General features: G+C 52.2%; 14 protein-coding genes. 13 read left to right on the forward strand and 1 reads right to left on the reverse strand.

All coding sequences use genetic code 11. The features are described 5' to 3' along the window. The first annotated feature begins 419 nt into the window (after positions 1-419). The 11 genes from RHOM_RS06395 to RHOM_RS06445 all read left to right on the forward strand — a co-directional run bounded on the left by RHOM_RS06395 (position 420) and on the right by RHOM_RS06445 (position 10,289). Entirely contained in the window at positions 420-1,886 is a 1,467-nt protein-coding gene (locus tag RHOM_RS06395; protein ID WP_044024886.1) for an anthranilate synthase component I family protein, read from the forward strand. Further along, positions 1,883-2,452, forward strand: coding sequence for an anthranilate synthase component II (locus tag RHOM_RS06400; protein ID WP_014079466.1), 570 nt, complete (start codon positions 1,883-1,885; stop codon positions 2,450-2,452). The genes RHOM_RS06395 and RHOM_RS06400 overlap by 4 nt, the downstream gene beginning before the upstream one ends. Before the next feature lie 14 nt (positions 2,453-2,466). Then, the gene (gene trpC / locus RHOM_RS06405) at positions 2,467-3,240 is read left to right on the forward strand and encodes an indole-3-glycerol phosphate synthase TrpC (RefSeq protein WP_014079467.1); all 774 of its coding nucleotides are present in this window, start codon (positions 2,467-2,469) and stop codon (positions 3,238-3,240) included. A gap of 12 nt (positions 3,241-3,252) precedes the next feature. Next, on the forward strand, positions 3,253-3,927 hold the full coding sequence (locus RHOM_RS06410) for a phosphoribosylanthranilate isomerase (RefSeq protein WP_014079468.1): 675 nt from the start codon (positions 3,253-3,255) through the stop codon (positions 3,925-3,927). 48 nt (positions 3,928-3,975) lie between these two features. Next, the gene (gene trpB, locus RHOM_RS06415; protein ID WP_014079469.1) at positions 3,976-5,187 is read left to right on the forward strand and encodes a tryptophan synthase subunit beta; all 1,212 of its coding nucleotides are present in this window, start codon (positions 3,976-3,978) and stop codon (positions 5,185-5,187) included. A gap of 37 nt (positions 5,188-5,224) precedes the next feature. Next, positions 5,225-6,016 (forward strand): tryptophan synthase subunit alpha, encoded by a 792-nt coding sequence (gene trpA, locus RHOM_RS06420; RefSeq protein ID WP_014079470.1) that lies wholly within the window; start codon positions 5,225-5,227, stop codon positions 6,014-6,016. A gap of 14 nt (positions 6,017-6,030) precedes the next feature. Continuing rightward, positions 6,031-7,041, forward strand: a complete 1,011-nt coding sequence (gene trpD, locus RHOM_RS06425; RefSeq protein WP_014079471.1) for an anthranilate phosphoribosyltransferase — start codon at positions 6,031-6,033, stop codon at positions 7,039-7,041. An 18-nt stretch (positions 7,042-7,059) separates the two neighbouring features. Continuing rightward, the gene (locus RHOM_RS06430; RefSeq protein WP_014079472.1) at positions 7,060-8,100 is read left to right on the forward strand and encodes a threonine aldolase family protein; all 1,041 of its coding nucleotides are present in this window, start codon (positions 7,060-7,062) and stop codon (positions 8,098-8,100) included. Positions 8,101-8,114: 14 nt separating this feature from the next. Then, on the forward strand, positions 8,115-9,137 hold the full coding sequence (locus RHOM_RS06435; RefSeq protein WP_014079473.1) for an asparaginase: 1,023 nt from the start codon (positions 8,115-8,117) through the stop codon (positions 9,135-9,137). 153 nt (positions 9,138-9,290) lie between these two features. Beyond that, positions 9,291-9,848, forward strand: coding sequence for a biotin transporter BioY (locus tag RHOM_RS06440; RefSeq protein WP_044024887.1), 558 nt, complete (start codon positions 9,291-9,293; stop codon positions 9,846-9,848). A gap of 15 nt (positions 9,849-9,863) precedes the next feature. Then, on the forward strand, positions 9,864-10,289 hold the full coding sequence (locus RHOM_RS06445) for a DUF1284 domain-containing protein (RefSeq protein ID WP_014079475.1): 426 nt from the start codon (positions 9,864-9,866) through the stop codon (positions 10,287-10,289). A gap of 595 nt (positions 10,290-10,884) precedes the next feature. Here the strand turns inward: RHOM_RS06445 and RHOM_RS06450 are convergent. Then, positions 10,885-12,144: a chloride channel protein gene (locus RHOM_RS06450; protein WP_014079477.1), complete on the reverse strand. Its 1,260-nt coding sequence runs from the start codon at positions 12,142-12,144 to the stop codon at positions 10,885-10,887. Between the two features lie 252 nt (positions 12,145-12,396). On the opposite strand from RHOM_RS06450, the gene RHOM_RS06455 reads away from it, so the two are divergent. Further along, positions 12,397-12,615 (forward strand): helix-turn-helix transcriptional regulator, encoded by a 219-nt coding sequence (locus RHOM_RS06455; protein ID WP_014079478.1) that lies wholly within the window; start codon positions 12,397-12,399, stop codon positions 12,613-12,615. Between the two features lie 20 nt (positions 12,616-12,635). Beyond that, the gene (locus tag RHOM_RS16505; protein ID WP_014079479.1) at positions 12,636-13,442 is read left to right on the forward strand and encodes a DUF3169 family protein; all 807 of its coding nucleotides are present in this window, start codon (positions 12,636-12,638) and stop codon (positions 13,440-13,442) included. Positions 13,443-13,977 lie beyond the last annotated feature (535 nt).

Raw genomic sequence — 13,977 nt, forward strand, 5'->3', positions numbered from 1 at the left:
AGTAGCGGAAGCCGTGTCCTCACGTTACAGGGGTACGATATAGAGAACATCTGTATCTGAGAGTCTATACATGATTGGTGGCGGATATTTCCAGTTTGGAAGTATCCGCTTTTTGTATCTTCTGTCAGATGAGTCCGGTGAGGACGGCTGATAAAAAGAGAGAAGCTAAGCATGGCAAGAGAAGAAGGGTGGCACCACGAGACATTCGTCCCTGATCCGGTTTACCGGGTCAGGGATTTTTTTAAATTCATGGGAAATTACGTCCAATGAATTAAAAAGCCCTCCGGGCAGGATCGCACTGCGTCAGAGCGGAATTATGTCGCTAGAGCGACCCGCCGCAGGCGGAGAATCCTGCAAAGCAGGATTCTTTCTTGATGGGACGCATTTTCTATGAATTAAAAAAAGAAAGAGGAGGATTTATGAAGCGCATCTATAAGGTCTACAAGAAAACAGTCAGCATTGTGAACGAGACGCCGACGGCGATGTACGAGAATCTGGTCGGAAGCAGAAAGGGATTTCTGCTCGAGAGCTATGACAAGAACTATGACCGGTATACGTTTTTGGGGGAACCGGAGGAACTGATCTCCTCGGAGGGGGAGTCGCTTGTCATCACAAAAAAGAGCGGGGAGCGCGGGGTGCGCAGGGGCAATCCGTTAGCGCTGTTAAAAGAATATTATGACGAATTTGAGATTCATAAGGAGAATGACGAACTGAATTTTTCCGGCGGACTGGTGGGCAATGTCGGCTACGATTTTATCCGCTACTCGGAAAAACTGCCGGAGAAGAATCCGGATGAGATCGGGATTGAGACGATTCAGCTGATGTTGATGAAAGCGTTTATCGTGATGGACTATGTGGCGGAGACGCTGACCGCGGTTGTCTTAGAGGAGGAGACGGAGGAAGGAAGAAAGCGTGCCGGCGTGACGGCGGAAGAGATGATACGTCGCGCCATGCATCCGGAGCAGACAGAGGGAGGATGTGACAGCAGGTGCGAAGCGGACACCGGGCACGGGACTGAGGAGGCGGCGCAGCCGGAGGGCGGAAAAAGGGACGGCGTCATCCGCAAAAAGTCGGATACGCCAGAGACGTACAGCGCGAAGGTGGAGAAGATCAGACACTATATCAGAGAGGGACATATCTTTCAGACGGTGCTCTCCCAGCGATGGACGGTGGAGACCGGACGTGACGGATTTTCTCTTTATAAGGAGCTTCGCGAGTTAAATCCGTCGCCGTATCTTTATTACTTCCAGTTCGGTAATTTTGAGGTGATCGGAAGTTCGCCGGAGATGTTAGTAAAACAGCAGGGCAAGCGTGTGTTTACCTGCCCGATCGCAGGGACCAGACCGAGAGGAAAGACAGTGGAGGAGGATGAAGCGCTGCGCAGAGAACTTCTGGCAGATGAGAAAGAGCGTGCCGAGCATGTGATGCTGGTGGATCTGGCGCGAAACGATATGGGGCGCATCTCGGAATTCGGAACAGTCAAGGTCACGGATTTTATGAATGTGCGGAATTATTCCCATGTCATGCACATCGTATCCATGGTGGAGGGAAGGAAAAAGGGCAGCTATCATCCGTTTGATCTGCTGGCATCCTTCCTGCCGGCAGGAACGTTAAGCGGTGCACCAAAGATCCGGGCAATGGAGATCATTGAGGAATTGGAGGAGGTACGGCGCGGGCTCTACGGCGGTGCGACCGGTTATGTCGATTTTTCCGACGATATGGATTTCTGCATCACGATCCGCACGATGATCAAGAAGGGCAGAGAGGTCTATCTGCAGGCGGGTGCGGGAATCGTCGCGGACTCCGTGCCGGAAAAAGAATATCAGGAATGCTGCAACAAAGTGATGGCGCTTGCAAGAACACTTCTGGAGGAGGAAAACTTATGATTCTTTTGATTGACAACTATGATTCCTTTACCTATAACCTCTATCAATATATCGGAACCTTCACGCCGGACATCCGGGTGGTGCGCAACGATGCCATTACGATCGGGGAGATAGAAAATATGCAGCCGGAGCGCATTGTGCTCTCCCCGGGACCTAAAAGCCCAAAAGAGGCGGGAATCTGTATGGACGTGGTAAAACATTTCTACAATAAAATACCGATTCTTGGCATCTGCCTCGGACATCAGTGCATCGGCGAGGCGTTCGGAGGAACCGTGAGCTATGCGAAGACATTATTCCACGGAAAACAGTCCGAGGTCACACATTGTCTGGACGGCGTCTTTGCCGGGATCGACACGCCGGTTAAGGTGGCAAGGTATCATTCCCTGGCGGTGCTAAGAGACGATCTGCCGGAGTGCCTGAAAGTCACCGCGCAGACCGCGGACGGCGAGATTATGGCGATGCGGCACAAAGAGTATCCGGTGGTCGGTCTCCAGTTCCACCCCGAGTCCATCTACACGGAACACGGAAAGCGGATGATCGAGAATTTCCTGTCGGGTGTCATTTAAGGGAGGAGCAGCGTATGATACTGGATCAGATTGTGAGCGATAAAAAAAGAAGACTGCCGGAACATAAGAGACGGATACCGGAGCAGGAGATGCGAAAGCTGGCGGAGGCGTATGAGGGCAGCCATCATGATTTTAAGGGAGCGCTTGAGGGAGATGTCATTTCCATCATCGGAGAGTTCAAAAAGGCGTCCCCAAGTTTCGGTAAAATTAAAAGCAAGATTAACTTACTGGATAGAATTGAGGAATACAATGCTTCTGTGGATGCGATCTCCTGCCTGACGGAGGAGGATCACTTTGACGGAAGCACGGCGTACTTAGAACAGATCCGGCAGATGACCGATCTTCCGATCCTGCGCAAGGATTTCATGATTGATCCATACCAGTTCTATGAGGCGCGGGCGATCGGTGCAGACGCGGTGCTTCTCATTGCGGCAATCTTAGACGATGTGCAGATGCATGAATTCTACCAGCTTGCCGGGGAGCTGGGGCTGGATGCGTTAGTCGAGGTACACGACGAGGCGGAGATGGAGCGGGCGTTAAAGCTGGATGCAAAGATCATCGGCGTCAATAACCGCAATCTGAAGGATTTTTCCATTGACCTGCAAACAACGGAGCGATTAAGCCGCATGGTGCCGCAGGAGAAGCTTCTGGTGGCGGAAAGCGGCATTGTATCGGATGAGGATGTGGAGTTCTTAAAAGCATGCGGTGTGAATGCATTTCTGATCGGGAGAGCCTTTATGGAGGCGGAGCACCCGGGAGAGGTGGCAGCGCGCTGGAAGCAGCGGTAGGGAGGATGGACATTGACGAAGATCAAGATCTGCGGCATCACAGGAGAGGATGAGATAGCAACGCTCAATGAGACAGGTGTGGATTACGCCGGATTCGTGCTGTACGAGAAAAGTAAACGTTATGTCACAGTGCAGAAAGCAAGACAATTATTTGAAAAATTAAATAAAGATATAAGAAAAGTAGCTGTAGCGGTAGCGCCGGAGAGCGAGTTGATTGAGGAGATCGGGCGTGCAGGATTTGATCTGCTGCAGGTGCATGGCGTGGATGCCGCAGAGGCGGAGCGGATCGCAGCGCAGACGAAGCTGCCGGTGTGGCTGGCAGTCAACCTCCGTGATCCTGCCGAGGTTCGCCGATGGCGCAGAGAAGAATATCACCGGATTGCCGGGGTTGTGATTGATGCCGGAGCGTACGGCAGCGGAAAGACATTCGGCTGGGAACAGAACGGACAGGATGAGATGTGCTGTGCCGTGCGTGCGTTCCGGGAGGAACTGCTGGCAGAGGGGCGTACTTTTGTGCTGGCAGGCGGACTTAACGCAGAGAATGTGGCGGAGGGAATCAGAATCTTTGCCCCCGATGTCGCAGATGTCAGCAGCGGCGTGGAAACGCTGTGTGACGGAATGAGAGCAAAAAGTATAATCAGGATTAAAAAATTTAAGAAAGCCGTGCAAAAAACAGAAGGCGTCTGAACAGGAAGAAGGCGCGGCGGAACATGATCAGGAAAGGAAAGACGAGACATGAACAGGAAAGCATATTACGGAGCATTTGGCGGACAGTATGTGGCGGAGTCGCTGATGAATACTTTAGAGGAACTGGATGCGGCATTCGAGGAAGCAATCCGTGATCCGGAATTTCTCAAACAATACCACTATTATCTGGAACAGTATGTCGGGAGAGAGACACCGCTGTATTACGCGGAGCGTCTCAGTGAAAAGTACGGCATGAAAATGTATTTAAAGCGTGAGGATTTAAACCATACCGGCGCACACAAGATTAACAATGTGATCGGACAGATTCTGCTGGCGAAGCGCATGGGCAAGAAAAAGGTGATCGCAGAGACCGGAGCGGGGCAGCACGGCGTGGCGACGGCAACCGGCGCAGCGCTCTTTGACATGGAGTGCACGGTCTATATGGGAGCCGAGGATATCAAAAGACAGTCACTAAACGTAATGCGCATGGAGATGCTCGGCGCGAAAGTTGTCAGTGTCACTTCCGGAAGCAATACGCTAAAGGATGCGACCAACGAGGCGATCCGCACCTGGGCAAAAACGGCGGAGGATACCTTTTACATCATCGGTTCGGCTGTGGGACCGTATCCGTACCCGAAGATGGTGAAGGAGTTTCAGAGCGTCATCAGCCGCGAGGCGAAAAAACAGATCCTTGCGGCGGAGGGCAAGCTTCCGGATGTCGTGCTGGCATGTGTGGGAGGCGGATCGAACTCCATCGGCATGTTTGCGGATTTTATTGAGGAGAAGGGGGTAAAGCTGATCGGCGTGGAGGCAGCCGGAAAGGGAATCGAGACCGGGGAACACGCGTCGGCGATGGCGCTCGGCGAGCCGGGAGTTCTGCACGGCATGCGTTCCTATCTGCTGCAGGATGCGGACGGCAATGTCCAGCTTGCACATTCCATCTCAGCGGGGCTGGATTATCCGGGCGTCGGTCCGGAGCACGCGTACTTAAAGGAGAGCGGACGCGCACGATATGTGGCAATCCGGGATGATGAGGCGATGGATGCGCTGATGGAGCTGTGCAGACTGGAGGGAATCATTCCTGCGATCGAGAGCGCCCATGCAGTTGCCTATGCGATGAAGTACGCGAGGGAGCGCAAAGAGGCGGTCGGTGAGAAGCAGGCGGCAAAGGAGACCATGGTCATCTGTCTGTCGGGCCGCGGCGACAAGGATGTCAATACGATCGCAGATTATCTTGCAGGAAAAGGATATTTAAATTGAGCCGGAAAGTTGTCCGGCGAGGGAGGATATGACAGATATGAATCGAATAGAAGCGCGTATGAACGCCTGCAGCAAAAAGCAGGAGAAAGCATTTATTACTTATGTTACCGCGGGACTGCCGGATCTGGCAGCCACAAAAGAAATCATCCGGGCGCAGGAGCGCGGCGGCTGCGACGTGATTGAGCTTGGCGTGCCGTTTTCCGATCCGGTGGCGGACGGACCGGTCATCCAGGACGCATCGTACCGTGCAATCTGCGGCGGGGTGAATGTGAAGAAGATTTTTGCAATGATGCAGGAACTGCGCACGGAGGGTGTGACGGTCCCGATCATCTTCATGATGTATTACAACACGATCCTGCACTACGGCGTGGAAGCGTTTGTAAAAAGATGCAATGAGGCGGGGGTGGACGGACTGATCGTTCCGGATCTGCCGTTTGAGGAGCAGGCGGAACTGATGACGGTGCTTAACGCATCGGAGGATACGATCTTAATCCAGCTCGTGTCGCCGGTGTCCGGGGCGCGGATTCCAAAGATTCTCGCCGGAGCGCGGGGGTTCGTCTACTGTGTATCGTCCATGGGTGTCACGGGGCAGGGAGCAGAGTTCCATAAGGAGGTAAGAAGCTATCTTACCGCAGTACGGGAAGCGACAGATCTGCCGGTGATGATGGGCTTTGGCATCCGGACGGCGGCGGACGTTCTGCCGCTTGCGGATCTGATCGACGGGGCGATCGTCGGAAGTTATTTTATCAGGCTGCTGGAGGAGCAGGGCTTTGCGCCGGAGGCGGCGGAGACATACTGCCGGACCTTTAAAAAGGAACTGAACGCATAGAGGAGGAAAAAGGGATGAAAGAATATATTGCAAAGGTTGCTGAGGGAGAGAATCTGACTGAGGAAGAAGCAAAAAAGGCGATGGACATCATGTTAAGCGGTGATGCGACGCAGGCGCAGATCGCGGCGTTTCTGGCGCTGGAGCGCGTGAAGGGCGAGACGCTGGATGAACTGGCTGGATTTGCAGCGGTGCTCCGCGACAAGGCTGAGACGATTTCCCCGAAGGTTGATAATTATATTGATCTGGTGGGAACCGGCGGAGATCGCACATTTACCTTTAACGTGTCCACCACGTCGGCGTTCGTGGTGGCTGCTGCAGGACTCCCGGTGGCAAAACACGGAAACCGCTCCATATCGTCGAAATCGGGCGCCGGGGATGTGCTAGAGGCGCTCGGTGTCAATATCATGGCAGATCCGAGGAAAGTGGAGGAATGCGTGGAGAAGGCTGGCATCGGCTTCATGTTTGCGCAGCTTTTTAACAAGTCCATGCGCTATGTCGGGCAGGCGCGCAGTGAGATGGGAATCCGTACCGTCTTTAATATCTTAGGACCGCTCGCTAATCCGTCCCGCGCAAAAAATATGGTGGTCGGTGTCTACAGTCCGTCACTCACGGAAAAGGTAGCGACGGCGATGAGCAGACTTGGGGTGGAGCGCGCGTATGTGGTCAGCGGTGAGGACAACATGGATGAGATTACGCTTACAGGAGCGACCACGGTATCCGAGATCCGGGATGGAGCGGTGACAACATTTACCATCACACCGGAGCAGTTCGGTATGAAGCGCGTATCGCTGGAGGAGCTGCGTGGCGGAAGCGGCGGGGAAAACGCAAAGATTACGAGAGCCATTCTGGACGGAACGGAGCGCGGCGCCAAGCGTGACATCGTTCTTTTGAACGCAGGTGCAACTCTTTATGTCGGAGGGGTTGCGGAATCTATGGAAGCGGGTGTAAAATTAGCGGCAGAGGCGATCGACAGCGGCGCGGCAGCACGGAAGCTGAAGGAGCTGGTTCGCGTCTCAAATACATAGAGAAAAGGAATCAGAAAGATGATACGGTTTAACAGTGATTACACAGAGGGATGCCATCCGGCGATCTTAGAGAGACTTGCGGCAACCAACATGGAACAGACCCCGGGATACGGGGAGGATGTATATTGTGCGGCAGCTGCGGAGCAGATAAAAGAGGCGTGCGCCGCACCGGAGGCAGCGGTGCATTTTCTGGTGGGAGGAACACAGACGAATGTGACAGTGATTTCGGCTGCATTAAGACACTATCAGGGTGTGATCACTGCGGTGACCGGACACATCAACGTACATGAGACGGGAGCACTGGAGTCCTGCGGACACAAGTGCCTTACGATCGAGACGGCGGACGGCAAACTGACAGCAGAACAGATTGCTGCATATACGGACGCGCATTATGCCGACGCAAGTTTTGAACACACGGTTCAGCCGAAGATGGTCTATATTTCCAATCCGACGGAGATTGGCACGATCTATAAAAAAGCGGAGCTGGAGGCGATCTATGATGTCTGCAAAGAGAGAGGGCTTTATCTGTTTTTAGACGGTGCAAGACTGGGCTACGGTCTTACATGCCGGGAAAATGATCTGACACTTGCCGATGTGGCGGCGCTCACGGATGTCTTCTACATCGGAGGAACCAAGGTCGGAGCGCTCTTTGGCGAGGCGGTTGTGATCACAAACGAGGAATTGAAGCGCGATTTCCGTTACAATATGAAGCAGCGGGGCGGCATGCTGGCAAAAGGCAGACTGCTCGGCATTCAGTTCCTCACGCTATTCGAGGAGAAAAGGTATTTTGAGATCTCGGCGCATGCATCAAGGCTTGCGGAAAAGATCCATGATGAGCTAAAGGACATGGGCGTAAAATTTTATGTGGACTCGCCGTCGAACCAGCAGTTTGTGATTCTTCCGGATGCGGTGCTTGAAAAGTTAAAAGACGATTTTGCATTTGAATATCAGGCGCGTGTGGACGATACGCATAGCGCTGTCCGCATCTGTACCTGCTGGGCAACCAAAGAGGAAAACGTGGAGGCGCTTCTTGCTGCACTGAGGGGATTATTACGATAGAACGGAGAGAGAGTATGCAGCAGAAGAAACGTATTTTATTACTGGCAACCGGAGGAACGATTGCGTCCAGAAAGTCGGATAACGGCTTAAAACCGCAGATTACACCGGAGGAGCTGATCGAGTATATTCCGCAGGTAAAAGAGATCTGCGATGTCGAGGCGGTTCAGCTTTTAAATCTGGACAGCACCAACATGGAGCCGTCACACTGGAAACTCATGGTTCATGCGATTTGGGAGCACTACGACGATTTTGACGGATTCGTGATTGCCCATGGGACAGATACGATGGCGTACACGGCAGCGGCGCTTTCCTATATGGTGCAGAACACGAAAAAGCCGATTGTGATTACCGGTGCGCAGAAGCCGATCGACCTGGAGATCACGGACGCGAAGTCGAACCTGATCGACAGCTTTTTATATGCTGCCGATGACCGCTCACAGGGGGTACAGATTGTGTTTGATGGAAAAGTCATCGCCGGAACCCGCGCCAAGAAGGTGCGGTCCAAGAGCTACAATGCATTTTCCAGTATTGACTATCCGTCGCTCGCCGTGATACAGGACATGAATATTATGCGCTATATCCCCATGCTTCCGTACGAGGAGGAAGTCCGGTTCTATGAGAAGCTGGATGAAAATGTTTTCCTGATGAAGCTGATCCCGGGAATCCGTCCCAAGGTGTTAAAGAGTATTTTTGAAAATTATGACTGTATCATTGTGGAGAGCTTTGGCGTGGGCGGTATACCGCAGTCTATCGCAGAGGAGTTTTACCGGCTGTGCCAGGAGCATCCGGACAAGCTGGTGGTCATGGCGACGCAGGTGGCGCACGAGGGAAGCGATATGACGGTCTACGAGGTCGGCCACAACATGAAAGAATATTGCCGCTTCTTAGAGTCCTACGATATGACGTTAGAGTCCGTGATTGCGAAGGTGATGTGGATGCTTGGCAACTATGATATATCGTCCTGTGATATCGAGGAGGTTTTCTATCACAGTATCAATTACGACCTGATTTTTGGAAAGAACCGGAAATGCAATTAGAGAATTGTCAACCGCGAGACAAAACAGGTTGACAATCGACAAAAAAGTGTTATGATTGTTTTTGCAGACAGAGAGACCCACAGGGGATTTCTGCGCGAAAAACAGCAGGAAAGAGCGGTAAAATATGCGATTCCTGCGGAAACGAGGAGAATCATGAAGATTTCAACAAAGACAATTGTAACAGTGGGTATGTTTACGGCAGTGCTTAGCGTGTTGTCCATCTTGACGATCCCGATGCCGACCGGCGTTCCGGTGACACTTCAGACTTTTGCAATGGCGCTGTGCGGCTATGTGCTCGGCTGGAAAAAGGGAACATCATCCACATTGATCTATATCCTGCTCGGTACAGTAGGCGTTCCGGTGTTTGCGGGAATGACAGGCGGACCGTCCTGGCTTGCCGGCTACAGCGGCGGATTTATCTGGGGATTCATTTTCCTGACAATGCTCTGCGGCGTGGGCATGGCACAGAAGCAGATCTGGCTCCGCGTGCTGTTAGGACTTGCCGGTCTTGCTGTGTGTCATCTGCTCGGTGTCATTCAGTTCGCCATCGTGGCTGCCACACCGTTTCCGGCTGCTTTCGTAGCGGTATCTGTTCCTTACATTGTGAAGGACGTGATCTCCGTTGTGGGCGCGTATCTGGTGGCAATTCCGATCCGCAAGGCGCTTGCAGCAGGAAATATTCTGGAAGAGAAGACAAAAGCGGCAGTTTAGGAGTGTACAGTTGCTATGGCAGACAAATTCAGAGGACATCACATCGTCTGTACTTCGCTCTATGAGGGAAAAGGCTACAGCGGTGCGTTTTGTGAAAATATGACGGCGGTGGTGGAGCGCCTGCGAAAAGATCCGGACGAGGAACTTCTTCTGGTGGCGGAACCGGATATGATCTGTGCGAACTGTCCGAACCGGACGGAGACGAACGAGTGCGTCCACAACCACAACCGTGTCGTGAACAAAGACCGCCGGGTCATCGAATTCTTCGGACTCGAGGAGAACAGGGTCTATACATACCGCGAGATGTGCAGACACGCACGCGCGGCGATGAACATGGATTTCTTTATGGAGAACTGTGGAAAATGCGACTGGCGCAAGCAGGGGCTCTGCAAGTACGAAGATCTGCTCGCACAGCTCGACCGTTGTATCGAGAAAGAATAGGAGATAGAAAAGCGCTGCCACACGAGGCGCTGATTAGCATGAGTGACAGGATAGGAGATTAGAGGGCACAAAGTTCCGAATGTATCTGCCAAGGCAGATCTTTGAAGTAAAATCTGAGTATTTCTTCCATGCCGCGTCTGACATCCTATTCTGTGTCTTTGCCACGTCTGGACAATCCACAGAGTGTGTCCGACAATCCGCAGACAATGGGCGGGCGTTCTAGCGCCCCTAATCGAATTGCTTCACAGACAATATAAAACCGCGCGAACCGAAACTCGCTGCCATCTGCCATTAAAAAAAAGGCAGATGGCAACTCAAACATCGGCTTCGCGCGGTTATGTTTTGTTCAGCAATTCGGTAAGGGGCACACGAACACCCTAAAATTGTCTGCCGGCCTGCGGACACAGTCCGTGGAGTGCTCCAGACTTGGAAAGACACGGATCATCAAAGATGCCGGACGCGGCATGGTTAGAAATACCGGATTTTACGGTCAGATCTGTCTTGGACAGATATCATCCGGAACGTTTGGCTCCTATTTTTCCTGGTATCACTCATAATAATCAGCGCCTCGTGTGGCAGCGCTTTTCTATTCCTGTTAGTGCGTCTTTTTGTTGATATAGTTGGTCTTGTACTTGGAGTAGACGATCTTCTGGCTCTGGTAGAGACCAAAGTAGCCAGACAGCATATAGCTGAACGCGATGGCGAGAAGGAAATACGGCATACCGTCATATCCAAACAGCTCAAAGCTGATGAGCAGTGAGGTGATCGGGCAGTTTGTCACGCCGCAGAAGACTGCGGACATGCCAACCGCTGTGCACAGGGTCGGCGAAAATCCAAGAACATTTCCGAACAGACAGCCGAATGCCGCTCCGGTAAAGAGAGACGGAACGATCTCGCCGCCCTTATAACCTGCGCCGAGTGTGGCGGCGGTAAAAAGCATCTTTAAGAAGAAAGCCTCCGGGCGGACGGTACCGTCCATGCAGCGGGCGATGATGTTGATGCCCGTACCGTTGTAGGTCTGATCCCCGACGAGCAGTGTCAGCACGACGACAATGCATCCGCCGACGAAGACGCGCAGATAGGGATTTTTAAAAAACTTCTTATACAGATGATCTGAACCGTGCAGCATCACGCAGAAGAGAATGCTCACCAGCGCACATAAGATGGCGAGGATGGAAATTTCAACGGCGGAGCCGATCGTAAAATCCGGAATTTTTCCGAGCGGGAAGCCGTCCGGGCTCACGCCGAACGAGGTGGCAATCGCGTGGGCGATCAGCGAGGAGATCACACATGGCACGAGGGCGGCATAGTACATGATGCCGACACTCACCACCTCCATGGAGAAGATGGCGGCTGCCATCGGAGTGCCGAACAGCGCGGAAAACGCAGCGCTCATACCGCACATGATCATGATGTGCTTGTCCTTCTCATCAAAATGAAACAGACGTCCCAGACCGTTTCCAATACTGCCGCCGAGCTGCAGGGCAGCACCCTCACGGCCGGCAGAACCGCCGAACAGGTGGGTGATCAGCGTCGAGATAAAAATGAGCGGCGCCATGCGCAGCGGCAGTTCATCGCCGGAATGGATGGCGGAGAGTACAAGGTTTGTGCCGGTATCGCGCTCATCGTGAAGCAGGCGGTAGGCACCTACAATGAGAATACCTCCGACCGGAAGCAGGAAAATAAGCCACGGATTTTTTGTGCGGACGAGAGTGACGAGAGCCATGCACAGATAAAAAAGTGTGCCCACAGATCCGACCAGCACACCGGAGAGGATGGCGAATACCACCCATTTCAGGGAAGTCTTTAAGCGGTTGACATTGTGGGTTATCTTATGTTTGATGATCTCTTTCATAATTAGATGTGATTCCCTTTCCATAACATACTCTTATATCTGAATTTTAGCATTTCCCAAACAGATTTACAATAGTATGCCGCTATGGTTGTTCCGTCAGTCATGCGCTGTCGGATGCACTGATGTGACAAGGAAAGTTGTCAAAAATGTATTGACAACTTTCCTTGTCATATCTATAATAACGGTGTGAGAAAATGTGCCGCAAAGAAAGCGGTGCGTTGTGTGAAAAGCACATCGGGATATGGAGGATTTATGCCATTATACAATCATTTAAAAGAATATCGGGCAAAAATCAACGTCAATCAGCACGAGATGGGACAGCTGGTCGGAGTATCCAGGCAGACCATCAGTCAGATCGAGCGCGGGGATTATTCGCCGTCGGTGACGTTGGCGCTTAAGATTGCAAAAGTGTTTGAGGTTCCGGTGGAAGCCATTTTTACCTATGAGGAAGAATCAGAGGAAGAAAAATAGCAGGCAGGGAGGAGAAGCGTATGACAGATGGGACAGAGAAATGCAACCCGAAGATTGAGGAGAATCAGAGAGAGGATAGGAGAGCATTCCGCAAGTTTATAGTGCTTCTTTTAGTATCCATGGTTGTGGGCGGGATAACAGGCGCGTTTTCGACCATGGCAGCCAAGGGGCAGGCGGATATCGGCGCAGGAATCACAGCGGGACTTCAAAAGATCGCACCCTATGCAAATCTTGTGATCGCGGCAGCTCTGGCTGTGTGGATGACGGGAATGCTTCGCGGCGGCAGAGCAGAGTACAGGCGCTGGGACGGCGAGGAAGAGCAGTTGATCGAAAAGATCGAGCGGAAACTGGGCATTGGTGTGATTGTCACGAATGTGGCGCTCATTGCGGGATTTTTCTTTTTCGCAGCCGGCATGAAGTCCACCGGCATAGACAGCGGCTGGGAGGAAGAGGTTCCGTGGGTAAAAATAGCAGCCACATTTTTGGGACTGATTGCGGTTATGGTCGTAACGGTGATCGCTCAGAACCGGATTGTGAATTTTACGAAGGAGATCAATCCGGAAAAGAAGGGAAGCGTTTACGATCTGAAGTTCCAGAAAACGTGGATCGCAAGCTGCGATGAGGCCGAACAGCTGCAGATATACCGCGCGGCGTTCCGTGCCTACACCGCAATGAATTATGCGGCGCTCGGAATGTTTCTGGTCTGCTTTATAGGGATGCTGTCCTGGAATTTTGGGCTGCTTCCGCTTACGATGGTACTTTTTGTCTGGCTGACAGGCGTGATCGTTTATGGGGTGGAGAGTCTTCGCATGACGGGAGGACGATAAGATCTTCGACCAGATAAAATGTGCAATGAAAGGCTGTCGCAATAAGCATATCGTGCTTTGATAAGTAATATTACAGGAATACTAGAGAACAAAAAAGTTCCAGAATAAACAGACGGCGGCAAATTCTTTGAAGCAAAATTCGTGTATTTCTTCCGTGCCGTGGCTGACATCCCATTCCGTGTCTCTTCCACGTTTGGACACTCACGGACTGTGTCCGACAAGCCACAGACAATGGGCGGACTTTCTGGTGTCCCTAATGGCACCTCTTCACAGACAATATAAAACCGCGCGAACCGAACTCGCCGGCATCTGCTATTGAAAATAGGGCAGATGCCGACTCAGACAGCGGCTTCGCGCGGTTATGTTTTGTTCAAAGGTGCCATAAGGGACACACACAAAAGTCCTACAAATTGTCTGTTGGCCTGCGGATACAGTCCGTGGAGTGCTCCAAACTTGGAAAGACATGGATCATCACAGATGCCAGCTGCGGCATGGTTAGAAATACCGGATTTTGCGTTCAGAATTTGTCGCCGCA

It is taken from the genome of Roseburia hominis A2-183 (genome assembly GCF_000225345.1).
Lineage (GTDB): Bacteria > Bacillota > Clostridia > Lachnospirales > Lachnospiraceae > Roseburia > Roseburia hominis.